The following is a 22,834-nucleotide window of genomic DNA, read 5'->3' as shown; positions in this document are numbered from 1 at the left end:
GAGGCCCTGCCGCGCCACCCTCTTCGGAGTGTGTGCTTGTTTGCTCCCACGCAGGGTGGGGTGAGGCCGACCGCTGCGTCAGGCGGGTGCGCGGTCGCGTTGGCGCTCGCGCACGTGGCGCACGCCGAGGAAGAGCAACAGCGCGGCCACGCCCAGCAGCGCGATGAAGTGCTCCACCCGACCCACCCCCTTCGCCACGCGGTCCACGCTGGCGGAGCCCACGTAGCCCAGCAGCACCACCAGGGGGGAGCTCAGGCACAGCGCCAGGCCGTCCCACAGCAGGAAGCGGCGCAGGGGCATGCCTTCGGCCGCGGCCATGGCGAACACCGGCACGCGCAGCACGGACATGAAGCGGCCCACGAAGACGACGCGCGGGCCGTGCTTCGCGTACAGGGCCTGGATGCGCGCGCGGCGCTCCGGGGGGAACAGGCGGCGGGTGCGCGGGTGCGTGTACAGGGCCTGTCCCAGGCGCCGGGTGGTGAGGAAGAGCACGGTGTCGCCGCACAGCACGCCCAGGAAGCACAGGGCCATTGCCACCGGCAGCGGCATCAGGCCGCGGTGCGCGAGCACCCCCGCGGCCAGCTGGACGATGTCCTCCGGGAACGGCAGCCCCAGTCCTCCCGCCACCAGCACCAGGAAGATGAGCGGTCCCGAGCCGTGGGTGAGCAGGAGCTGGAGCGGCGAGGCCATCAGGACTCCATGGGAAGCACCGCCGTGCCACGGCGCTCCTGGCGGAAGAGGAGGACTTCCCGGACGATGATCTGCACCGTGGCCGCCACCGGCACCGCGACCACCGCGCCGACGATACCGGCCAGTTCCACACAGAAGAGGACGGCCAGCAGCGTGAGCAGCGGGTTGACGTGCACGGTGCGCTTGAAGACGAGCGGCGCCATGACGTTGCCCTCCAGCTGGCCGTACAAGAGGAAGTAGACGAACACCGCCAGCGCCTTCCACGCGCCCCCGGTGACGAGCGTGAGCAGCGTGATGAGGCCGCCCGCGATGATGGGGCCCGCGTAGGGCACGAGGCTGGAGAAGCCGCTGGCGACCCCCAGCGGCAGGTAGAAGGGCATGCCCAGCACGGCCAGCATCGTGGTGGTCAGCGTGGCGTTGATGGCGCAGATGAGGGTGATGCCGGACAGGTAGCCGCCCGTCGCGGTGTAGATGTTGCGCAGCACGCGCACGTACCGCATGCGGTGGTCGGGCCGGGACAGCTCCAGCAGGCGATTGAGCACCCCGCCGCCGAACACCAGCATGAACACCACCAGGAAGAAGACGGTGAGCATGCCGCCCAAGAGGCCCACCACGCCGCCAATGGCGCTCATCAGCAGCTCCGGCAGCGGGCCGGCGAGCGCCGGGGTGGCCTCCTCCAGGCGCTCATTCCAGCCCAGGCTGTGCAGCCGCAGGTTGAGCGCGCGCAGGATGCCGGTGCCCCGCACCTGCCGCCACAGCTGCGGCCACTGCGTGACGAGCGCGTCCACCTGCTCCACCAGGTCCGGAATCACCAAGAGGCCCAGCGCGGACACCGCCAGGAACAGCGCCAGCAGCACCAGGGCGATGGCCAGCCACCGCTTGAGGCCGCGCTTCTCCAGCCGCGACACCCCGTGCTCCAGCGACAGGGCGAGCAGCGCCGCGATGCCCGTGAGCGTGAGCGCCACGCGCGTCTTGACGACGAGCGTCGCCAGGATCATCACCCCCAGCACCGTGAAGCACACGGTGAGCACCGTGCGCAGCGTGACCTGGGAACGCTGCTCCAGCCTGACTTCGGGTTCAGCCACCGGTTCGACTCCCCAACGGGGGCCACCGTCTTCGGGCCCGTGTCCTGCGGATGCGACATCCCTCGCCTGACGGCAACCGTCCTCGTCTCCCAAGTGTGTGCGCCGGGGGCGCCTCCGGGCCAGGTGTCCGGCGGCGGACATCCGGCGCTGCCGCAGGAGCGTTCACGGGAGGCAATCGCGGCGCGCCCGGTTCGTCCCCCGCACAGCGCGGAAAGCCGCCGGTCGTCCGTCCCCGGAAGGCGGGCGTGCGTCCTCAAGGCGACGGCCGTGCCGCGCCGCGTCCGGCAGCGGACGGGCCGGAGGGTCCTGGGAAACCAGGACAGCACGCTTTGCGGGGCCCACGCGTCAGACCGGGATGGGAACCTTCGTGGGGAGGGGACCTTCGCGGGATGGGAGAGGACACCATGAAGAAGATGGGTGAGCAGGAGCTGGACGGGATGCGGCGGGAGGCTCGCGAGACGGAGGCCCGGTGGCGGGTGCTGGCGGCGAAGCTGACGGAGCTGGGCGGCGAGGCGATGGACGCTCAGTTGCTGGTGACGTTCCGGGGTGCGCGCGACGCGGGGGCGGTGCCGCCGGACGCGGGATTTTTCCTGGTGGCGCACATCCTCACGGCGATGGCGGACGAGGCCATCGCGGAAGACCCGCGCGTGCGGATGCGGGCCGGGGAGCTGGACGCGATGGAGCGCGAGTACGGCCTCACGGGGGAGGGCTGGCCGGAGGGGGACATTCCTCCGGAGGACTGGGAGGCGCTGTGCGTGGAGTACGAGCGGGCGTGTGACGAAGCGCGCGCCGCGTTCTTCCGCGCCTACGGCGAGGAGGAGATGGCGCGGCTGTACCTGGACCAGCGCGTCACCTTCCACCACCGCTTCGAGAGCGGGCGGCGCTTCTTCCACGGGCTGCCCATGCTGCCGGAGCTGCTTCACTGAAAGCGTGGGGGAGGGGGCGGGCCCCGTGAGGGTCCGCTCCGGTTCGCGTGGGGTCCGCTACACTCCGCCGCCGCGGTTCTGCGCGGAGGCGGTGGATGCGAGCGGGAAGCCTGGGCCTGGTGGTGGGGTGCCTGTTGTGGAGCGCGCTTTCGGCCGGGGCCGCGCCGCCCGTGCCGGCTCCCGCGCGTCCGGAGTCGGGCGCGGTCTACGACGCGCTCCAGCGCACGGTGCGCATCAAGCAGGTGGCGTTGTCTCCGGACGGGGCGCGGGTGGCCTGGGTGGAGTCGGTGCCGGTGACGGAGGGCGCCCGCGCGGAGTCCACGCGGCTCCAGGTGCTGGAGCGGGCGCAGCCGAAGCGGCCCCCCTTGCGCATCACCGCGTCGAAGGACGGAGCGCCGTGCGCGGAAGGGTCGCTGGCGTGGAGTCCGGATGGGAAGCAGCTGGCGTTCCTGTCCACGGCGGGGGAGGGCTCGGCGCGGCAGCTCTACGTGGTGGACGCGACGGGGACGTCGGTGCCCGCGCGCAGGCTCACGACGGTGAAGGGCGTGGTGGCCACGCCGAAGTGGTCGCCGGATGGGAAGTCGGTGGGGGTGCTCGTCATCGACGGCGCGGAGGACGCGCAGGGGCCGCTGGGGCCGGCGGCGCGTGAGACGGGCGTGGTGCGGGAGTCCTCGCCGGTGAAGCGCTTCGCGGTGGTGTCGGTGGAGGACGCGCGGCTGCGCTTCGTGTCGCCCGCGGGCCTGTTCGTCTACGAGTACGCGTGGAGTCCGGATGGGGCCCGCGTGGCGCTCACGGCCGCGCCGCCGCCGGGGGACGCGAACTGGTGGGTGGCCCGCGTGTACGCGGTGGAGGCGGCGACGGGGGAGACGTCGCTGTTGCATGCGCCCACGTGGCAGGTGGCGGAGCCCGCGTGGAGTCCGGATGGGAAGCAGCTCGCGTTCATCGAAGGGTTGATGAGCGACGAGGGCAACACGGGCGGAGACGTGTGGGTGGTGTCGGTGCCGGAGCGGCTGGCGGCGAAGGTGCGGCCCGGGGACAAGGCGGTGTTTGCTTCGCGTGTCCCGCCCGCGCGCAACCTGACGGACGGGGTGAAGGCGTCCGCGACGGACCTGTTCTGGCCCACGCCGGAGCGGCTGGTGTTCGCGGCGCAGGTGCAGGGGGAGTCCGCGCTGGTGGCGCTGTCCCCGAAGGCGGCGGAGCTCACGGTGTTGTGGAAGGGCCCGGAGCACGTGGCGGTGTCGCTGGCGCGCGACGGCGTGACGAGCGCGGTGGTGCGCGACACGTTCACGCAGCCGCCGGAGGTGTGGACGGGGCCGGTGGGGTCGTGGACGCAGGCGACGCGGCTCAACGCGGACGTGCGGGTGTCGGTGGGGGACGTGCGCAGCGTGACGTGGACGAGCGACGGGCGGCAGGTGCAGGGCTGGCTGGTGCTGCCCCCGGGCTCGGCGGACGTGAAGGGCCGCAAGGTGCCCATGGTGACGGTGGTGCACGGCGGGCCGGCGGCGGGGGTGACGCCGTCATTCAACCCGCAGACGGCGCTGCTGTCCGCGCGGGGCTACGCGGTGTTCCTGCCCAACCCGCGCGGCAGCTACGGCCAGGGGGAGGCGTTCGTGCAGGCCAACCGCCGCGACTTCGGCCACGGCGACTTCCGCGACGTGCTGGCCGGGGTGGACGCGGTGCTGGCGTCGGCGCCGGTGGACCCCGCGCGGCAGGGCATCACGGGGTGGAGCTACGGCGGCTTCCTGACGATGTGGGCGGTGACGCAGACGCAGCGCTTCCAGGCGGCGGTGGCGGGCGCGGGCATCGCGAACTGGCAGAGCTACTACGGCACGAACCACATCGACACGTGGATGCTGCCGTACTTCGGCGCGTCGGTGTACGACGACCCGGAGGCGTACGCGCGCTCGTCGCCCATCAACGCGGTGAAGCAGGTGCGCACGCCCACGCTGGTGCTGCACGGCGAGCGGGACGTGGAGGTGCCGGCGTCTCAGGGCTATGAGTTCCACAAGGCGCTCAAGGCGCTGGGGGTGAAGACCCAGCTCGTCATCTACGCGGACGAGGGCCATGGCTTCCGCAAGCCGGAGCACCAGAAGGACCGGCTCTTGCGCACGCTGGACTGGTTCGACGCGAACCTGACGCCAGTGGTGCCGCCTGCGGCGCCCAAGGTGCGGGCGCCGGCGCGTTAGGGAGCCTGTTGAGGCCCGCGCTTCAAAGTTCCGCGAACAGGTCGACAGCCGCCTGGGCCAGCAGTTCCTTTTCGTCCAGCTCAAGGCTCGTCGCGAAGTTGATGACGTCCTGGGGGCCCGGCGCGCTGGCATTCCAAAAGAGGGTGAGCAATCGATTGCGCAGGGCTCGTCCCTCCTCTCCGGCCTGTTGCAGCGATGCGCGCACTGTTTCGCTGCCCACCAGCTTGACGTAAGCGAACATGTCGAAGCTGTCCTTGGTCGCGTCAGGTCGATGCTGACGCTTGGCGCGCTCCTTCATCGCGAGGAAGCCCGTGGCATCCGGCAGGTGGATCCCCACGGACTTGCCCTCGATGGTGAGTTCCAGCCGTCGCTTTCGGCGGAGCGCCAGCCTCGCATCTGGCAGGAGCGTCATGGTCGTGGGAAGGGTCAAGGGCTCGACGTCTTCAATGGGCGCGAAGAGGTCGAAATCCATGGGCCCGCCGGGCAGGTCTTTCGACCAGCGGAAGGTTCGGTTTCTCTTTGCATACCCACGCTGCGCAAGAATGGTCGGAAGCTCATTGTCCATTCCCCCATTGCCGTTGATGTCGATCAACAGATCCGACTCGAACGAAAAACCTCGTTCGACCACCGTCCCGGTGTCTGTCTCGATGGCGATGACACCTGTTCCGCCCCGCTGGATGGACTCCATCGCGAGAACCTGTCCCCCGATGAGGAGCACCTGGAACCCGTAGCGCTCCAAATGGAGCGTCAGTTCGCCCAACTCACCCAGGATCTCGTCGAACCTTTCCTTTTCTGTCATGTCGGCTCGTCCGAAAGGGGCAGGGCCTGTGCGAAGCGCCGCACGAGTTCTTCCGCCTGCTCAGGTCCCCTTCCGCCACTTCGCTGGAAGTCCACGGCCAACTGCGGCAGCGCGACCCCTGGCCCGTGCGGGAGCGATCTTGGCGCATGGTACACGCCCCCCACCTCGGTCTCCGCGGCGGCCTCCGCGCGAAGTACCCAGAAATTATGAGGTGTCATCCTGCGCAGTCCAAAGGCGGAGATACCGGCCTCCAGTGAGCCCGACAGATAGAGCCCATGGGGCAATCCAGAGACGAATCGCTCGTCGGGAAGCAATGCGCTTGCCAGCGTGAAGATGGAGCGAATGCCCTGGGACGCAAGGAGGGAGTGGCCCTTGTGGAGTTGCTCGGGCGTCGTGGAAGGGGCGTTGAATCCCTCCCGCGAGACGGCGGTCGGCCTGCCACTCTCCAGCCACGCATTCAGCAAGGGCACCGGTTCCCGCAGATGGAAGCCAGCGCTCCGGCTCCCCAACGCGTATCCCCCATGGACGTAGCCCTCGACGACGAGCCTCTTGATGACGCCATGTGCATAGGCGTAACTCGTCTGGGTCATCTGCGCGAGCGCGAGAATCGTCCATCGCTTCGCCGGTGACTGAAGCAGGACGCGCACGATCCGGCATCCCTTGCCGTGGAACAGCGGTTCACGAGGACTTCGTTTCGTCGGTTCGCGCCCTTGAACACGAATGAACGTGCTGCCCGTGCGAAGGAAGAACGTCCCACGCTGATCGACCAGGGCCAACTCTTCACGTTCGCAGGCCTCGATCACGTTGGAAGACGCCGAGTCCGTTACGAGCATTGGCATGCGGAAAGAGGGCAGGGAGCGAGCGTTCGAATCTCTTTGCCGAAGATGGTCACTCAGGACGTGAAGCTTCTTCCGCTGGTTCAGCACATCCACCGGGAACAGCGGAGCCCGGTACCCCATCAGCACGGGCACACGCGCCTCTGGCAGCCGTATCTCCGCGAGGTCGTAGATGGATTCTCCTCCAGGACCCACGCGAGGCACGACGACTGCCTCCTGGCGTACCAACTCGACGCCACGAGGGAGTGGCGGTGGGTTTTTCCAGAATTCCTCTCTAAAGTTGGAGTTTTCGCGCTTCATTCAATTTTGTCGATAATGCGCTGAGTGCGGCAAAAGGCACGGCAAAATTACCAGAATCAGCCCATTATCGACAGAATTAGAGGAGCCGACCACGCTGCACCGCATTGGCGGGTGGGGCGCTCAGGGACCGCCGCGCAGACCGGTTTCGGGGGCGGCCACGAGCGAGGTGAGCACGTGGTCGCGCCACCTGCCGTCGAGCAGCAGGAAGTCGCGCGCGTAGCCCTCCACGACGAAGCCCAGGCGGCGCAGCACGGCGGCGCTGCGCAGGTTCTCCGGCAGGTGGCTGGCCTGGACGCGGTGCAGGCCCATGGCGCTGAAGGCGTAGTCACAGACGGCCTGCAGGGCCTCGGTCATCAGGCCCTTGCCTTCGTGACGGTGGTCCAGCCCGTAGCCGATGTCCGCCGCCTGGAGGGGACCCCGCCGGATGTGCGTGAGCGCGACACTGCCCAGCACGGGGGCGAGCGAGATGGGCTGGCCCCGGGGCAGCAGGAACACGCGCAGGGACACGTCGTGGCGGAAGTCCTCGCGGTCCTGCGCCAGGCGCGTGCGCCAGTAGGCGGTGGAGAAGAAGGTCGCCGGTCGGTCCGGTGACACCGGCCCCAGGTGCTGCTTGTTGGCCAGGTGGTACGTGAGCACGCGCTCCGCCGCGTCGGGAGGCAGCAGCATCAGGTGCAGGCGCTCGGTGGTGAGCAGGAGGGGCGACTTGTCGGTCGACATGGCGGGGCCGGACTTCAAGGGTAACGCGCTCCCTCGGGTCGCGCGCGTGCGAAGCGCGGACGAAAAGAAGAAGGTCCCCACCCGCGTGGGATGGGGACCCGAGGTTCCGGTTCAGGGGCCGCGAAGCGGCGTTACTCCCCGTGGTCCTGTGGCTGCTCGGGCGCCTGTTCCTGCGCGCCGCTGCCGCCGGTGCCCTGATCCGGGGCCGGACTCTGGTGGTCGATGCCCGCGCCGTGCGGCTTCGGCTCCGTCCCGCTGCCGCCGGGCTGCGGCTGCGCGTTCTGGCCGCTCTCCTTGTCGCTCGCACCCGGAGGCTGCGCGCCGCTGCCGCCGACGCCGCCGGAGCGCGAAGGCTGCGCGCCCGCCACGTTGCGCTCCACCACGATCTCCACGCGGCGGTTGTTGGCGCGGCCCTCCGCCGTGGCGTTGCTCGCCACCGGCCGGTTCTCACCCATGCCCCGGATGTTGATGCGGTCCGAGGGCACGCCCTGGTTGATGAGGAAGTCGCGCACGCTCTCCGCGCGCCGCTCCGACAGTTGTTCGTTGTAGGTGTCCGTGCCGCGCGAGTCCGTGTAGCCCTCGATGAGCAGCGGGTTCTTCGACTCCTTGAGCGCGGTGGCCACGTCGCTCAGCCGGTCCCGCGCCGCGGGCAGCAGGTCCGTCGCGTTCGTCGCGAACAGCACGCTGCCCGACAACGTCACCACCGTGCCGCGCGCCTCCTCCCGCACCTTCACGTCCTTGTCCTGCAACTGCGTCAGGGCCGTGGACGCGCGCTGCTCGGCCTGGAGCCGCGCCTGGCGCTCCCGCTCCAGCTCCTGCGTGCGCTGCTGCAGCTCCTGGTTGAGCTGCGCCATGCGCTGCGCTTCCGCCTCCTGCTGCTGACGCGTCTGCGCTTCCGCCGTGCGCAGGCGGTCGGCTTCCTGCTGGCGCTGGGCATCGTACTGCTGCCGCTGCTGCTCGTATTGCAAGCGCTGCTGCTCGTACCGGGCGCGCTCCTCCTCCTGCTGCTTCGTGAGCGTCTGCGAGCGCGCCTCCTGCTGCTGACGCAGGGCCTGTTCCGCCTGGGCCCGCTGCTGCGCGGCCAGGTCCGCCTGCCCCCGGGCCTCCGCGATCTCCGCCTTGCGCAGGGCCACGTACGCCAGCGACCGGGTCTTCACGGAGCCACTGCTCTCCGCGTACTCGTTCTCCGCCTCCTGCAATGCGGCGCGGGCCGCCGCCACGTCCGCGGGACGCTCGCGGCCCTCGGCACTGCGCGACACCTCTTGGTACGCGGAACGTGCCGCGGTCAGCTCACTGGGGGGCGAGCTGTGGGCGCACCCCACCGCGAGCGCGGAGGCTCCAGCGAATGCCAACCATCCAAATTTCCAACGCTGCATGACGCTCTCCTCACAGGCAAAAGGGGATGGAACTCAAGGCTGACCACTGCGCAGGGACTCGAGCTGCTCGGAGGTCCGCCGCGCCTCGTTCTGCATGGGCACCGCGCGGGCCAGGGCCGACGCGAGGTCCGCGTCCGCCGCGGCCTGGCGGAAGCGCAGCTCCGCGGCCGCCTGCTCACCTTCCTGGACCAGCCGCTCACCGTCGGAGATCTGCTGCCGGGCGAACTCCAGGTGTCGGGCGGCCTCCGGGATGTTCGGGGCCTGCGAATTCTCAGCCGAGCGCAAGGCCGCTTCGGCCTGGACGCGTTGCTGATGGGTGGCGGTCGTAATCACCTGCTTGCCCGCACAGCCAACGGTGGCGAAGCAAAGCAGGGCAGCAGCGAACAGCTTCGGGCGCATGGGTCACCTCAAGTCAAGCCGGGTGGCGGGAGTGCTGGGACGCACCGGCGGCCCAGGGGGAGTCGGTCAGAAAATGGGTGCCCTCCGTCCACTCGGCATCGGCGCCCCATTCCCGACAGGCTTGCTGGCCTAGGGGGTTGACAGGCGTCGTGTAGGGAACGAGGCGCACAGGCAGGAGAAGCCCCGCGGCTCCCTTTCGGGCCACCCGGCCGAACGGGTTGCTGGCCGTGCGGCGGGAGGGACGCTAGAGGGGGAACATGCGCCTGCACCTCGTGGACGGCACGTATGAGCTGTACCGGGCCCACTACTCGCCCCGGCCGGGCACCACCTCCCCGGACGGGCGTGACGTGAAGGCCACGGCGGGGGTGATGGATTCACTGCTCGCGCTGTTGCACGACGAATCCGAGGCCGTGACCCATGTGGCGGTGGCCTTCGACAACCCCATCCGCTCGTTTCGCAACGCGCTGTTCGCTGGCTACAAGGGGGACGAGGGCGTGCCGCCGGAATTGCGCGCGCAGTTCGACCTGGTGGAGCACGCGGTGGAGGCGCTGGGCGTGCGCGTGTGGTCCATGAAGGACCATGAGGCGGACGACGCGCTCGCCACGGCGGCGGCGCGCTGGGCCGGCGAGGTGGAGCAGGTGCGGCTGCTCACGCCGGACAAGGACCTGGGCCAGTGCGTGCGGGGCCAGCACGTGGTGCAGGTGGACCGGCGGCAGCAGAAGGTGATGGACGCGGAAGCGGTGAAGGCGAAGCTGGGCGTGGCCCCGGAGAGCGTCCCGGACCTGCTGGCGCTGATGGGGGACGACGCGGACGGCATCCCCGGGCTGCCGGGCTTCGGGGCGAAGGGTGCGGCGACGGTGCTCCAGGCCTACGGGCACCTGGAGGCCATCCCGGACAGCGCGGCGGAGTGGACCGCGAAGCCCCGGGGGGCGGACAAGCTGGCGGCGACGCTGAAGGCGCACCGCGAGGACGCGCGGCTGTACCGGACGCTGGCCACCCTGGTGGAGGACGCACCGCTGCCGGGCACGAAGTCGCTGGCGGACCTGGAGTGGAAGGGCGTTCCGGAAGCGCGCTTCAAGGCGTTCTGTGAAGGATTGGGATTGAAGACACTCCAGCGCCGACCGAAGCGCTGGGCGGTCTGACGAGGAAGCCATGAGCATCGAATTGAAGCCGCCGTCTTCGGATGACTGGGTCCCCACGCTGGAGGACACGCCCTTCACACGGATGGGAGGCGAGGCGGCGGTCCACGCGCTGGCGGAGGCCTTCTACGACGTGATGGACGCGGAGGAGCCGGCGCTCGCGCACGTCCACGAGCTGGATGCCGAGGGCAAGGTGAACCGGGGCACGCGCGAGCGCTTCGGCATGTTCCTGGTGGGCTGGCTGGGCGGCCCGCAGCACTACAGCGCGACGCACGGCCATCCCCGGTTGCGCATGCGCCACGGCCATGTGCCGGTGGACCTGTCGATGCGGGATGCGTGGCTGCGCTGCATGCACAAGGCGATGGACCGCCAGGGCGTCACGGGCGGCCTGCGCCGCTTCCTGGATGACCGCTTCGCCCACACGGCGAACTTCCTGCGCAACACCGAAGGGTGAGGCTCTGGCGAAGGGTGAGGCTCCGGCGGGCGGCTGGAGCTCCCCGGCCCGTGGCGTAGAATCCCGCCATGCGCACGCAGCCGCGGCCCCCGCGTCCTGAAGCCGCTTCCGACGTCGAGGTCGTGTCCACGCCGTCCGTCGACGAGCTCGTGCCCCTGTTCGAGCAGGCCCTGGCGGATGCCACCAGCGCGTCGAGCAGCCGGCAGGTCGGGGCCCTCAATGCGTGCATCGACCGGATGAGTCGGACGGAGGACCCGGAGAAGCTCGCGCCCGTCCTGCATGTGCTCCTCGCGAAGGACGGGGTGAACCGACTGGTGGACGAACAGGGTGTGCCCGTTGGCATCGCCGCCACCCGGGCGCTGCTGGCCCTGTCCTATCCGCATCCGCTGGAGGTCTCTCCGGAGCGGCTGGAGACCCTGCGCCAGTTCGACGACTTCATCGTGCCCCCGGCCCCGAGCGGGAAGCTGTTCTTCGTGCTGGCGGTGGCGGCCCTGTCCCAGGCGATGTTCTTCGTCATCTCGCATGACAGCCCCTACTTCGAAGGGCTCAGCGCGGACGTCCTCGCGGGAATGGATCCGGCATCCCTGCCGCCCCCCACCCTCTGGGAGCAGATGAAGGACGGCCTGGGGCCCTTCTGGCGGGTCGTGAAGCCCGCGGTGCCGTGGATCCAGTTCATCGCGAGTGCCCTGGGCTATCTCTTCGCTGTCGCCATCGCGGACACGGCCAGGGAGCGGCTCCTGGCCCGGCGCGGGTTCGTGGTGCTGGGATTCCTGGGGCTGGCGGCGGGCTTCCTGTTGCCCCTGCGTGGTGCCCAGCCCCTGGGCACCTTCGCCTCCGCCGTCGGAGCCCTGCTCGCGGCGCACAACCTGCCGAAGCCCATCGACCGACGGACCGCCTGAGTGCCCGCCTGCCCTTCGGTGGCCAGACGGACGGGGCGCCCCCACCCTCTTCTTTTCACCAGCAGGGACCCGCTGCTCAAGGCCACGGGTCCGGACGGGGGTTGGGACAGATGCGCTCGAACAATGATGTCTGGAAGGCGGCGGGCTTTGGTGTGTTGGCGGGCATGCGGACCCTGACCGCGCCCGCGTTCCTCGCGGCCTCGCTGTCGCACAAGCCGAGCCGCGTCCTGAAGCGGGCCCTGCCCGGCCTCACGTCTCCGAAGACGGCCCGCAAGCTGGGCCTGATGGCGTTTGGTGAGATGGTGGCGGACAAGTCGCCCAACGCCCTGCCGCGCATCAGCCCCAAGGTCATCGCTGGCCGCATCCTCGCCGGGGCCATCACCGGCGCCGCGGTGTCGCGCGAGCGCAAGGGCGCCAAGGTCGGACTGGCCCTGGTGGGCGCGGCGGCGGCCATCGCCTCCAGCTACTTCTTCTACGGCTTCCGCACGCTCGCGTCGGACAAGCTGAAGGTGCCCAACCTGCTCGCGGGCCTCATCGAGGACGGCCTCGCGCTGGCCCTGGGCTCGCGCCTCTCCGGCCAGCTTCGTTAGCGCCTGCCCGGCTCACCTCGGCGCCTTGCCGGCGGTGAGCCGCGCCTCCAATCGCTCCAGCACCGCGTGCTCGGCCCGCGCCCGCTCCGCCAGGGGCGCGAAGAGCAGCCGCGAGCGCAGGCCCATGCCCTCGGTCAGCTCGAACTTGCGCAGGTCCTCCGGCAGCGCGAGCAGCACCTCGCCCAGCGGCCGCACCCGGTGCAACTGGTAGGAGCCCGCGGCCTCCAGGGCGCGCACCACGTCGGCCTCCGGTTCCGCGCGCGCCAGGGCCTCGCGGGCCTTGGCTTCGTAACGCAGCCCCGCTTCCACCCGCTCCTCCAGGTCCGCGAGCACCGCGGCCGAGGTGCGTTGGGCCTCCCTCAAGAGCCGCAGCGGATCCAACGCCCGCTCCACCCGGCGCCGCACCGCCGGAGACGGAGCCCGCGCGCGCCCCTCCACCCGCGACAGCACCGCGTCGCGGTAGCTCGCCGCGAAGCAGACCACGAACAGCGCCTCCTCCAGCGGCGCCCGTTCGCGCGCGGCCAGTCCCTCCGAAAGCGAACCCAATCCCTCTCCGGTGAGCACATACCGGCGCCCCCGGGGCAGTCCCTTCACCGCCGCCCCCGTGCTGGCTTCCGCATGGCCGCCGCGCACCAGCCGCTCCAGCGTCCGCCGCACCTGCGTGAGGTCGATGTCCTGCGAGGGCCGGGTGACGTCGTGCTCCACCCAGTTGGTGAACAGCAGGAAGAAGAAGCGCACGTCCGACACGCGGAAGCCGCCCGCCCGCGCTCCGGCCCCATGCGCCGCGAGCAGGGCCGCCTGCACGAAGGTCGCCTGCGTGTCGATGTAGCCCAACCGCGCCGTCAGCGTGCTGTTCCGCGCCATGGGCCCAAGGATGCCAGCACCTGTCGCCGCCGTCGCCATCCTCCCTGGTGACAGTGTCAGTCCGCGCGAAGGCCAGGAACGAAAGGCTCACGCGTATGAGTCTTCAACCCGCCATTCCGGAGGATTTCCATGCTGCCCTGGCTCCTGGCCATCGCCGTCGTCTGCTTCCTCGTCGAACAGCGCTTCCACGGGTGGAAGCTGCCGCGCGTGCGCGGGTGGCACCTGCGCGTGGTGGTCATCAACCTGGCGCAGGTGGGCGTGGTGGTGCTCGCCGGGTACACCTGGGACAAATGGCTCTCCGCCTACTCGCTCTTCCACCTGTCCCGGCATGTGGGCCCGGTGGTGGGCGGGGTGCTGGCGTACCTGGTGGCCACGTTCATCTTCTACTGGTGGCATCGCGCCCGGCATGAGGTGGACGTGCTCTGGCGGCTGTTCCATCAAATCCATCACAGCCCCCAGCGGCTGGAGGTCATCACCAGCTTCTACAAGCACCCGCTGGAGATGATGGCCAACAGCATCATCAGCGGGCTGCTCGTCTACACGGTGCTGGGTTTGAGTCCGGCGGCGGGCGCCATCTACACGGCCTGCTGCGCGCTGGGCGAATACTTCTATCACACCAACATTCGCACCCCGAGGTGGGTGGGCTGGTTCTTCCAGCGTCCGGAGATGCACCGGATACATCACGAGCACGGCAAGCACCGCGACAACTACGGCGACCTGCCGCTGTGGGACATGCTGTTCGGCACCTACTCGAACCCCGCGACCTGGGACGCCACCTGCGGCTTCGATGACGCCCGCGAGCAGCGGCTGGGGGCCATGCTCCTCTTCCGGGACGTGCACCGTTCCTGAGCGGTGGCACACTGGCGCCCCCCGCTTCATTCGTGAGGTTGCGCCATGGCCAGCTCGCGTCGGCAGTTCCTGACCCACACCGTGATTGGACTCGCGAGCACCACCGTCTCCGCGGCCCCGGACGCCGGCACGTCCGCGCCCGCGGGCGCCCCGCCCACCTTCGGCTCGGGGCCCACCGTGGGGCCGGAGGTCGGCCCCACCACCTTCGCGGAGGCGGAGAAGCTGATGCAGGTGCAGCTCACGCCCGCCGAGCGCACCCAGGCCGCCGGCAACTGGCGCGTGTCCCTGGCCCCGCTGCACGAGCGCCGCACCGGCCCGCGCAAGCTCGCGCTGGAGCCCACGCTGGCGCCCGCCTCGCAGTGGAACCCCACGCTGCCGGGACAAAAGGAGACGCGCCCCGCCAAGGCCCGCTTCGTCCGGAGCCGCGACGCGAAGATGCCCCTGCCCACGAAGGACGAGGACATCGCCTTCGCGCCGCTCACGCAGTTGTCCCGCTGGGTGGAGTCGCGCGCCATCACGTCCGAGCGCCTCACCCAGCTCTACCTGGAGCGCCTGAAGCGCTTCGACCCCAAGCTCCAGTGCGTCATCACCCTGACGCCGGAGCTGGCGCTCGCCCAGGCCCGTCAGGCGGACAAGGACATCGCGGCGGGGAGGTACAAGGGCCCGCTGCACGGCATCCCCTGGGGGGCCAAGGACCTGGTGGACACCGCGGGCATCCGCACCACCTACGGGGCCGAGCCCTTCCGCGACCGCGTCCCCACCACGGATGCCACAGCGGTGGCCCGGCTGCACAAGGCGGGCGCCGTGCTGGTGGCGAAGCTCAGCCTGGGCGCGCTGGCGCTCAATGACATCTGGTTCGGCGGCGAGACGAAGAACCCGTGGCTGCCGGAGGAGGGCTCCTCGGGCAGCAGCGCGGGGCCGGGCGCGGCGACGGCGGCGGGGCTCGTGGGTTTCTCACTGGGCAGTGAGACGGGCGGCAGCATCGTGTCGCCCTCCATGCGCTGTGGCATCACGGGCCTGCGGCCCACCTTCGGCCGCGTGCCGCGCACCGGCGCGATGACGCTGTGCTGGTCGCTGGACAAGCTGGGGCCCATGACGCGCGGGGTGGAGGACTCGCTGCTGGTGCTCGCCGCGCTCGACGGCCCGGACGCGGGCGACGTGGCAAGCGTGCCCGCGAAGCTCGACTTCGACGCGAACGCGGGCGTGAAGGGCCTGCGCGTGGGCTACGTGCCTGCATGGATGAAGGAGAACCCCGCCACCGACGTGGACCGCGCGGCGCTGGAGACGCTCAAGCGATTGGGGATGACCCCGGTGGAGGTGGGCTTCCCCGACTGGCCGTACTCCGCCCTCAACGTCATCCTCTTCGCGGAGGCCGCCGCAGCCTTTGAAGAACTCACGCTCAGCCACGGTGTGGACGCGCTGAAGATGCAGGTGCCCGACGCGTGGCCCAACCTCTTCCGCCAGTCGCGCTTCCTGTCCGCGGTGGACTTTGTCCAGGCGGACCGGCTGCGCCGCAAGGTGGCCCAGGAGATGGCCCGCGTCATGTCCCAGGTGGACGTGCTGCTCGTGCCCTCGCTGCGCGACGAAGCCCTCACCATCTCCAACCACACGGGCCACCCGTCCCTCACACTGCGCACCGGCTTCGTGGAGGTATCCAAGGCCCGCAGCGACTGGGCCCCGGACCCCAAGCGCCCCGTGCCCACCTTCGCCACCCCGCGCCGCGTCCCCCACGGCGTGACCCTCATTGGCCAGCTCTTCGACGAAGGCACCCTGGGCCGCGTGGGCATCGCCCTGGAGCGCGCGGCCGGCGTCGCGAAGGAGCGCCCGTCCGGCTTCTAGCCCTTGCCCGATTAATTTGACAGGTCGGTCCAGAATTCTTAAGTCTCTGCCATGGCACGGACCAAGGAATTCGACCGGGATGAGGCCGTGCGGCGGGCCATGGTGGTGTTCTGGGAGCAGGGCTACGAGGCCACCTCCACGGAGGACCTGCTGCGCGCCATGGGCATCGGGCGCCAGAGCATGTACGACACCTTCGGGGACAAGCACGGCCTCTACCTGGAGGCCGTGCGCCTCTACCAGGCGGAGTACGGCGCCAACCTGATGGAGTGCCTGCACTCCAAACCGTCGCCCCTGGCCTCCATCCGGGAGTTCCTCCTCACCATCCCCAATGGCAGCCCGAAGGAGCGCGCTCGGGGCTGCTTGTCGGTGAATGCCACCACGGAGCTGGCGCACGCGGATCCGGAGGTCGCCGCGATGCTCAAGGCCAACGTCGGTCCAGAGGTGATGACGCGCGCCGTGCGCGAGGCCCAGCAGAAGGGGGAGCTCAACCCCCGGCTGGACGCGCGCGTCACCGCGAACTTCCTGCTCGCCACCATCGCGGGCCTGCGCGTGAGCGCCAAGGCGGGGCTCCCTCCGGAAGCCCTCCGCGACATCGTGGAGTTCGCCATCGCGGGCCTCAAGGCCCGGTGACCCTCTGCCGCCTGCTTTCGTCTTCGCATGCCTGAATTTGGATTGTTCAGTCAAAAATAGCCGCAAAGGGAGTCCACATCATGTCGATGGATCGCTACTATCTGTTGGGCCGTTCGGGACTGCGGGTCAGCCCCCTCTCGCTGGGCACGATGACGTTTGGAAAGGACGGGCCCTACGGCGGCGTCTGGGGTTCGACGGATGAAGTCTCCCGGGCGCTCTTCGACCGTTACCTGGACGCGGGCGGTAACTTCATCGACACCGCCGACCTCTACACCTACGGCACCGCGGAGACGCTGCTCGGGAAGTTCATCGCGGAGCGGGGCGGGCGGGACCGCATCGTGCTGACGAGCAAGTACAGCTACAACAGCACCACCCCGGGGGACCCCAACGCCGGGGGCAACGGCCGCAAGAACATGGTGCGGGCGGTGGACGCGTCGCTGCGCCGGCTGCGCACCGACTACATCGACCTGTACCTGCTGCACACCTGGGACCGCATCACCCCGGCCGAGGAAGTCGTCCGCACGTTCGACGACCTCGTGCGGGCCGGGAAGATCCGCTACGCGGGCCTGTCCGACGTGCCGGCCTGGTACGCGGCGCGCGCGCAGACCTGGGCGGAGGCCCATGCGCTGACGCCGCTCATCAACCTGCAGCTCCAGTACTCGCTGATCGAGCGGACCCTGGAGCCGGAGTTCACGCCGCTGGCGCAGACGCTGGGCATGGGCATCACCGCCTGGAGTCCCCTGGGCATGGGCCTGCTGTCCGGCAAGTACAAGCCCAGCGAAGGCCGCCTCCAGGGCGAAGGCCGGCTCACGTCGGCGGTGGGGGGAGACAAGATGGGCCTGTTCACCGACCGCAACTGGGCCGTGGTCGCCACGCTGGAGAAGGTGGCGAAGGAGCTGGGCCGGGAGATGTCCCAGGTGGCGCTCAACTGGGTCGCGACGCAACCCGCGGTGGGCTCGGTCATCATTGGCGCCAGCTCCGTGAAGCAGCTCGACGGCAACCTCGCCGCGCTCGACTTCACCCTGCCTCCCGAACTGCGGCGGCAACTGGATGCGGTCAGCACGCCGGCGTCCGTCCCGTTCCCCCACTCCATGTTCGCCATCCCCCACCAGTTCGACCTGCAAGGCCGGGCCGCGGTGGGGGACAAGCCCGCGGGCTACACGTCCCCGGTCTTCGCGGGCCCACCCGCCACGGTCGGATAGGACACGTCCATCCCCTCCGGCAGGGCGGGGGGGACTGCCAGCCCGCGTCTCCGGGGCCCCTGTGCTCCGGAGCCGCGCACCGCCACCTTCCGCGCCAGTCATTGCTGGGGGGGGTGGTATGTCTTTGACACGGCCTGGGGTGAAGTTGTGGTGGATGCTGGCGCTGCTGGTGGCGCCCGTCGCGAATGCCTTCAGTGACGCGGATGAGGTGCGGGTGTTGACCTTCGCCCGCGCGCAGTTGGGCGACACCACGGCGGAGATGCCGAGCGTGAACCGCTCCCCCAAGTCCTCGCTGTCCAACGGGACGTGGACGACGGTGGCCAACACGGACCGCATCGCCTGGACCCAGGGCTTCTTCCCCGGGAGCATGTGGTTCATGTACCAGGTCGGGGGCGAACCCTACTGGAGGGACCGCGCGGACATGTGGACGCGGCCCCTGGAGGTCCAGAAGACGAACACGGAGACCCACGACCTGGGCTTCAAGATGTACCTGAGCTACGGCAATGCCTGGCGGCTCACCGGGAACACGTACTACCGCGACGTGCTGCTCACCTCCGCCGGGTCGCTGGCCACGCGCTACAACAGCACCATTGGCATCATCGACTGTTGTGATTGGAACTCGGCCTGGCAGGTCCCGCTCGTCACCGACACGATGATGGACATCGAGCTGCTGCTCTGGGGCGCGCAGAACGGCGGCCCGGCCGTGTGGCGCACCATGGCCGTGAACCACGCGCTCAAGACGCTCGCGGACGCGGTGCGCCCGAACGGCAGTTCGTACCACTACGTGGACTACGCCACCAACGGCACCATCCGTTCGCGTGGCACCTTCCAGGGCTACTCCAGCACCTCCACCTGGGCGCGCGGGCAGGCGTGGCTCATCTACGGCTACACCATGGTGTACCGCTACACGCAGGACGCGCGCTTCCTCACGGCGGCGCGCCGGGTGACGGACTACTACCTGGCGAACCTGCCGGCGGACCGCGTGCCCAACTGGGACTTCAACGCGCCCAGCCAGTACAAGGACTCCTCCGCCGCGGCCGTCGTCGCCTCGGCCCTGCTGGAGCTGAGCGGCCTGGAGACGGATGCCGCCCGGCGCACGACCTACCGCACCGCCGCGCTGGCGATGCTCGACTCGCTGGCGTCGCCCGCGTACCTCGCGCAGGGCACCAACAGCCCCGGCCTGCTCTTGCACGGGGTGGGCAACCTGCCCGCGAACCAGGAGATCAACGTCAGCCTCATCTACGGCGACTACTACTTCCTGGAGGCCCTGCTGCGCTTCAACCCGCGCCCGGACTACCCCTGGTACTCGAAGCTGTCCTTCGCGCGCAGCCAGCACCTGCTGGGCACCACCAACACGGGCATCCGCAACGTGGAGTTCGACCTCACACCCCTGGCGTCCAACCTCAACGGCGGCGTCGTGGGCTGGACGGACAGCTCCACGGAGGTGACAGCCTTCAACCGGCTGAACATGGCGGTGCGCATGAGCGAGGACGGCATCTTCCAGGTGCGCAACGGGGCGGGCTACTCGTGGATCCGCCGGGTGCCGTACGTGAGCGGTCAGACGTACCACTTCCGCATGAACGTGGACCTGACCGCGCGGCGCTACACCGTCTGGGTGACGCCGCCTGGAGCGGCGGAGATATTGCTCGTGGACCGCGTCGCCTTCCGCTCGGATGGGCCGGCCATCAACGACCTGGGCCGCGCGGCGGTCATCTCCACCGTGGTGGACAGCGACTTCCGCGTGAACAACCACCGCGTCTACGCGCCCGGTCAGGCGAGCAACGTGGCGCTCGCGCCACGGGCCCCGCTGCCCGAAGCCCTGTCGCGGCAACTGGACGCCCCCGAGCCGGCCTCGGCCAGGCCCGGTGCGTCCGAACGCTGACGTGATTTCGTCGCCTGGCGGCCTGCTCAGCACGCGGAGCAGGCCGCCAGGGGTGCATCCGGGCCCGGGGGCGATTACATCGCCCGGGCGATGAACCTGGACCTCTTCCCACCGGAGCCTCCTGCACGTCCCCCGGGCCCTGGGCCGCTGGACCGGCTGCTCAAGGTGTCGCGCATCTACCTGGAGCCGGCGGTGGAGGAGCACGCGCGCGGGCGGGAGATCCTGGCGCGCTTCCCGGACGCGGAGCGGGTGGAGGTGGCCTCCCACCAGAACATCCCCGGTCTGTTCGGCAACGCCGGCAACGTGGAAGCGTGGAACCGCATCAAGGGCAGCACGCTGGTGCTGGGCGTGAAGAAGACGCTGTCCTTCATCGCCAACGACCGGAGCTCGGACTTCATCGCGCCCTCGACCGCGAACGGGTGCGTGATGGCGTGCGCGTACTGCTACGTCCCCCGCAACAAGGGCTATGCGAATCCCGTCACGGTGTTCGTGAACATCGACGGCATCGCGGCGGCCATCCGCCGGCACGCGCACAAGCGGGGGCCCAAGCTGGTGGCCAATACCGTGGATCCGCATGATTGGGTCTACGACATTGGCTGCAACAGCGACTGCTCCGTGGACGCCGCCATCAGTGACAACGTGAAGGAACTGGTGCGGCTGTTCACCACGCTGCCCAACGCCAAGGGCAGCTTCGCCACCAAGTGGGTCAACCGCGAGCTGCTCACCTACGCGCCCAAGGGCAGGACGCGCGTGCGCTTCAGTCTGATGCCCCATGCGCAGGCGAAGCTGCTGGATGTACGCACCAGCCCCATCGCGGAGCGCATCGCCGCCATCGACGACTTCGTGGCCGCTGGCTACGAGGTGCACCTCAACTTCTCACCCGTGGTCCTCCAGGAGGGCTGGCAGGACGCCTACGCGGAGCTGTTCCAGCAGGTGGATGCTGGCATCGGGAAGGCGGCGAAGGCGCAGCTCGCGTGTGAAATCATCTTCCTCACGCACAACACCGGCCTGCACGAGGTGAACCTGCGCTGGCACCCGAAGGCGGAGGCCGTGCTGTGGACGCCTGACATCCAGGAGACCAAGGTGTCCCAGGGCGGCGGCGTCAACGTGCGCTACCGCACCGGCTTCAAGGGACGCCACGTGGCGGAGTTCCAGGAACTGCTCGCCCGGCACCTGACGTACTGCCGCGTGCGGTACGCCTTCTAGACCACCCGGGGTCGGTCCTGTGGTTGTACGGGGCGCGAGAGTCGATGCCTTGACGCTCAGGTGTCGAAGCGGAAGTCGGTGCTGCTGGCGGAAGGCCGCTTCGCGAACTGCTGACAGAAGCGGATCAGTGTTGGATAGGGGGCCGTGGGCAAGACGTCCCGGAACTCCAGATGGGTCACGAGGCAGAAGAGCGTGACCTCCAGGTAGCTCAGGTCCCGCTCAGGCGGGAGGGTGGCGAGCGCCGCGCTCGCGTTCTGCTCCAGCCACGCCATCATGTTGAGCAGGGACTCGCGCAGCTTGAGCGCATGGGTCGTGCCCTCACCGGCGCCGGCCATCTTCTCCATGACCAGCGTCACCTCCGTCGCCATGGCTTGCAGGGTGAGCTCCTGCATGTTCGCCAGCAGGGGCACGTCCAGAGCCTCCGGCCACACCACTCGGGGCCTGGGATTCGACTGCCGCCATAGCTCACGGGAGGCATTGAGCGCGCCGAACCAGACGCCTCGGGAGGTCTTCAGGACGGGAATCCGGAGCGCGGGGTTGCCGCCATAGTCCGCCGGGTCCTTGGACAGGAGGTCTCGCACCGCCTGGAAGGAATGGTCGACGTGCAGCTCCGCCGCGAAGAGCCGGGCGATGCGCGTGAAATGCGAGCTTGAACGGCCGATGATGACGGGCTTGTCGAGCGTGGACATGGGGGCCCTCCGAGCGGAATCCCGTGGCAGGCTACCGCACCACGGGAGGACACGGGGGCTCGTTCCTCTACCGCGAGGACACGGGGCCAGGGCTGGCGCATGGGGCCATGACCCCTGACAAAGCCCGCCTTGAATGGGATTAGACTCCTGCCATGAATCTCATCCCGGACGAGCAGCCATCTCCCACACAGCAACTCCATGCGGCAATCACTGCCTACTGGCGCACCCAGGTCATTGGCACCGTGGCCCGTCTGGGCATCGCGGACCTGCTCGCGACAGGCGCCCGTGAGAGTGATTCGCTGGCGGCCGAGCTCGACGTCCACCCGGGCGCCTTGTTCCGGCTGATGCGGGGAGGCATCTCCGCCGGCATCCTCGAGGCCGTCTCCGAGCGGACCTTCGCCCTGACACCAATGGGCGAAGGACTGCGCTCGAACGTCCCCGGTTCGCTGAGGGAGATGGCTATCACCCAGAGCGCCCCGTCGCACTGGTTGCCCTGGGGGCTGCTTCCCGAAGCGATTCGCACCGGAAGGTCCCCGGTGCAAGCCGCCCTCGGCTCCGACATCTGGGGACACTTCGCCCGGCATCCCGAGGAGGCAGAGCACTTCGCCCAGGCCATGGGCAACATGTCCGGTCTGGTGGCCAGCGAGGTGACGCACCACCTCGACTTCGCCCCTTTCGCCCGCGTGGCGGACATTGGAGGAAGCCACGGCGATCTGCTCGCGCAGGTGCTGCGCGCCCATCCCTCCTGCCGGGGCATCCTCTTCGACCTGCCCCAGGTCGCTGAAGGCGCGAAGACGGTGCTGGAATCCCGAGGCCTCGCCAGCCGGGTGGACGTGGTGGCCGGGAGCTTCTTCGAGCCCGGCATGCCCTCCGCCGAAGCCTACCTGCTCAAACACATCCTCCATGACTGGGAGGATGATGCCTCGCTCACCCTCCTGCGCCGGCTCCACGCGGCCGCCCCCTCCGGGGCCAGGCTCTTCGTGGTGGAGTTCGTGATTCCGGACGACCGGAATCCAGACCCGACCCACCTCATCGACCTCAACATGTTGGTGGTCGCCGACGGGCGCGAGCGCACCACGGAAGAGTTCCGCGCGTTGCTCGCCGCGACCTCCTGGAAGGTGGAGCGCATCATCCCCACCCGGAGCGGGGTCAGCATCATCGAGGCGGTGAGGGCCTGAGCGGTTGAACCCGCACGGAAGGGAAGCACTCCTCAAGCATCACATCCCGAGGAAGGCCTTCATCGCGGCCACCGTGGCGCGCGAGGCCAGGTTCGCGGG

22 protein-coding genes are annotated in these 22,834 nt (G+C 69.6%); 13 read left to right on the top strand and 9 right to left on the bottom strand.

Features of this window, described 5'->3' with window-relative positions:
- Positions 1 to 78: 78 nt before the first annotated feature.
- Both D7X74_RS04715 and D7X74_RS04710 read right to left on the bottom strand, forming a co-directional pair.
- Positions 79 to 690: a DedA family protein gene (locus tag D7X74_RS04715; protein ID WP_120531708.1), complete on the bottom strand. Its 612-nt coding sequence runs from the start codon at positions 688 to 690 to the stop codon at positions 79 to 81.
- A complete protein-coding gene (locus D7X74_RS04710; protein WP_233601970.1) occupies positions 690 to 1,775 on the bottom strand; it encodes an AI-2E family transporter in 1,086 nt (361 codons plus the stop codon). The genes D7X74_RS04715 and D7X74_RS04710 overlap by 1 nt, the downstream gene beginning before the upstream one ends.
- Before the next feature lie 404 nt (positions 1,776 to 2,179).
- On the opposite strand from D7X74_RS04710, the gene D7X74_RS44970 reads away from it, so the two are divergent.
- A complete protein-coding gene (locus D7X74_RS44970; RefSeq protein WP_120531721.1) occupies positions 2,180 to 2,701 on the top strand; it encodes a hypothetical protein in 522 nt (173 codons plus the stop codon).
- Positions 2,702 to 2,796: 95 nt separating this feature from the next.
- Entirely contained in the window at positions 2,797 to 4,887 is a 2,091-nt protein-coding gene (locus D7X74_RS44965) for a S9 family peptidase (RefSeq protein WP_120531706.1), read from the top strand.
- 22 nt (positions 4,888 to 4,909) lie between these two features.
- On the opposite strand, the gene D7X74_RS04695 is transcribed toward D7X74_RS44965, so the two are convergent.
- From D7X74_RS04695 to D7X74_RS04675, 5 genes are all read right to left on the bottom strand, one after another.
- The gene (locus D7X74_RS04695; protein WP_120531705.1) at positions 4,910 to 5,686 is read right to left on the bottom strand and encodes a hypothetical protein; all 777 of its coding nucleotides are present in this window, start codon (positions 5,684 to 5,686) and stop codon (positions 4,910 to 4,912) included.
- Positions 5,683 to 6,822 (bottom strand): hypothetical protein, encoded by a 1,140-nt coding sequence (locus tag D7X74_RS04690; protein WP_120531704.1) that lies wholly within the window; start codon positions 6,820 to 6,822, stop codon positions 5,683 to 5,685. Before D7X74_RS04690 ends, D7X74_RS04695 begins: the two co-directional genes overlap by 4 nt.
- 120 nt (positions 6,823 to 6,942) lie before the next feature.
- Positions 6,943 to 7,539, bottom strand: a complete 597-nt coding sequence (locus tag D7X74_RS04685) for a GNAT family N-acetyltransferase (RefSeq protein WP_120531703.1) — start codon at positions 7,537 to 7,539, stop codon at positions 6,943 to 6,945.
- A gap of 131 nt (positions 7,540 to 7,670) precedes the next feature.
- Complete coding sequence (locus D7X74_RS04680) at positions 7,671 to 8,915, bottom strand: OmpA family protein (RefSeq protein ID WP_120531702.1); 1,245 nt, start codon at positions 8,913 to 8,915, stop codon at positions 7,671 to 7,673.
- 33 nt (positions 8,916 to 8,948) lie between these two features.
- Positions 8,949 to 9,314, bottom strand: coding sequence for a DUF4398 domain-containing protein (locus D7X74_RS04675; protein ID WP_120531701.1), 366 nt, complete (start codon positions 9,312 to 9,314; stop codon positions 8,949 to 8,951).
- A gap of 257 nt (positions 9,315 to 9,571) precedes the next feature.
- Between D7X74_RS04675 and D7X74_RS04670 the strand changes: the two genes are divergently transcribed.
- From D7X74_RS04670 to D7X74_RS04655, 4 genes are all read left to right on the top strand, one after another.
- Positions 9,572 to 10,456 (top strand): 5'-3' exonuclease H3TH domain-containing protein, encoded by an 885-nt coding sequence (locus tag D7X74_RS04670; protein ID WP_120531700.1) that lies wholly within the window; start codon positions 9,572 to 9,574, stop codon positions 10,454 to 10,456.
- A 10-nt stretch (positions 10,457 to 10,466) separates the two neighbouring features.
- Positions 10,467 to 10,907, top strand: a complete 441-nt coding sequence (locus D7X74_RS04665) for a group II truncated hemoglobin (RefSeq protein WP_120531699.1) — start codon at positions 10,467 to 10,469, stop codon at positions 10,905 to 10,907.
- 68 nt (positions 10,908 to 10,975) lie between these two features.
- Positions 10,976 to 11,806 carry a hypothetical protein gene (locus D7X74_RS04660; RefSeq protein WP_120531698.1) on the top strand — a complete coding sequence of 277 codons (831 nt, stop codon included), beginning with the start codon at positions 10,976 to 10,978 and terminating at the stop codon, positions 11,804 to 11,806.
- A gap of 110 nt (positions 11,807 to 11,916) precedes the next feature.
- Positions 11,917 to 12,396 (top strand): DUF4126 family protein, encoded by a 480-nt coding sequence (locus tag D7X74_RS04655; RefSeq protein WP_120583526.1) that lies wholly within the window; start codon positions 11,917 to 11,919, stop codon positions 12,394 to 12,396.
- Between the two features lie 12 nt (positions 12,397 to 12,408).
- Here D7X74_RS04655 and D7X74_RS04650 read toward each other — a convergent pair whose 3' ends face one another.
- Positions 12,409 to 13,260 (bottom strand): hypothetical protein, encoded by an 852-nt coding sequence (locus D7X74_RS04650; protein ID WP_120531696.1) that lies wholly within the window; start codon positions 13,258 to 13,260, stop codon positions 12,409 to 12,411.
- Between the two features lie 129 nt (positions 13,261 to 13,389).
- On the opposite strand from D7X74_RS04650, the gene D7X74_RS04645 reads away from it, so the two are divergent.
- The 6 genes from D7X74_RS04645 (at position 13,390) to D7X74_RS04620 (ending at position 20,868) form a co-directional block, all read left to right on the top strand.
- Positions 13,390 to 14,109 (top strand): sterol desaturase family protein, encoded by a 720-nt coding sequence (locus D7X74_RS04645; RefSeq protein ID WP_120531695.1) that lies wholly within the window; start codon positions 13,390 to 13,392, stop codon positions 14,107 to 14,109.
- A 45-nt stretch (positions 14,110 to 14,154) separates the two neighbouring features.
- On the top strand, positions 14,155 to 15,948 hold the full coding sequence (locus D7X74_RS04640) for an amidase (RefSeq protein WP_120531694.1): 1,794 nt from the start codon (positions 14,155 to 14,157) through the stop codon (positions 15,946 to 15,948).
- Between the two features lie 51 nt (positions 15,949 to 15,999).
- Positions 16,000 to 16,578 (top strand): TetR/AcrR family transcriptional regulator, encoded by a 579-nt coding sequence (locus D7X74_RS04635; RefSeq protein ID WP_120531693.1) that lies wholly within the window; start codon positions 16,000 to 16,002, stop codon positions 16,576 to 16,578.
- A gap of 80 nt (positions 16,579 to 16,658) precedes the next feature.
- The gene (locus D7X74_RS04630; protein WP_120531692.1) at positions 16,659 to 17,780 is read left to right on the top strand and encodes an aldo/keto reductase; all 1,122 of its coding nucleotides are present in this window, start codon (positions 16,659 to 16,661) and stop codon (positions 17,778 to 17,780) included.
- A 139-nt stretch (positions 17,781 to 17,919) separates the two neighbouring features.
- A complete protein-coding gene (locus D7X74_RS04625; protein WP_233601969.1) occupies positions 17,920 to 19,662 on the top strand; it encodes a glycoside hydrolase family 88 protein in 1,743 nt (580 codons plus the stop codon).
- Between the two features lie 90 nt (positions 19,663 to 19,752).
- Positions 19,753 to 20,868: a spore photoproduct lyase family protein gene (locus D7X74_RS04620; protein ID WP_120531690.1), complete on the top strand. Its 1,116-nt coding sequence runs from the start codon at positions 19,753 to 19,755 to the stop codon at positions 20,866 to 20,868.
- A gap of 56 nt (positions 20,869 to 20,924) precedes the next feature.
- Here D7X74_RS04620 and D7X74_RS04615 read toward each other — a convergent pair whose 3' ends face one another.
- A complete protein-coding gene (locus D7X74_RS04615) occupies positions 20,925 to 21,557 on the bottom strand; it encodes a glutathione S-transferase N-terminal domain-containing protein (RefSeq protein WP_120531689.1) in 633 nt (210 codons plus the stop codon).
- 152 nt (positions 21,558 to 21,709) lie between these two features.
- On the opposite strand from D7X74_RS04615, the gene D7X74_RS04610 reads away from it, so the two are divergent.
- Positions 21,710 to 22,735: a methyltransferase gene (locus tag D7X74_RS04610; protein WP_120531688.1), complete on the top strand. Its 1,026-nt coding sequence runs from the start codon at positions 21,710 to 21,712 to the stop codon at positions 22,733 to 22,735.
- Positions 22,736 to 22,834: the final 99 nt, after the last annotated feature.

The organism is Corallococcus sp. CA047B, from assembly GCF_003612065.1.
Lineage (GTDB): Bacteria > Myxococcota > Myxococcia > Myxococcales > Myxococcaceae > Corallococcus > Corallococcus praedator.
The sequence above is the reverse complement of the archived record's forward strand: the minus strand, read 5'-3'. Positions and strand labels throughout refer to the sequence as shown.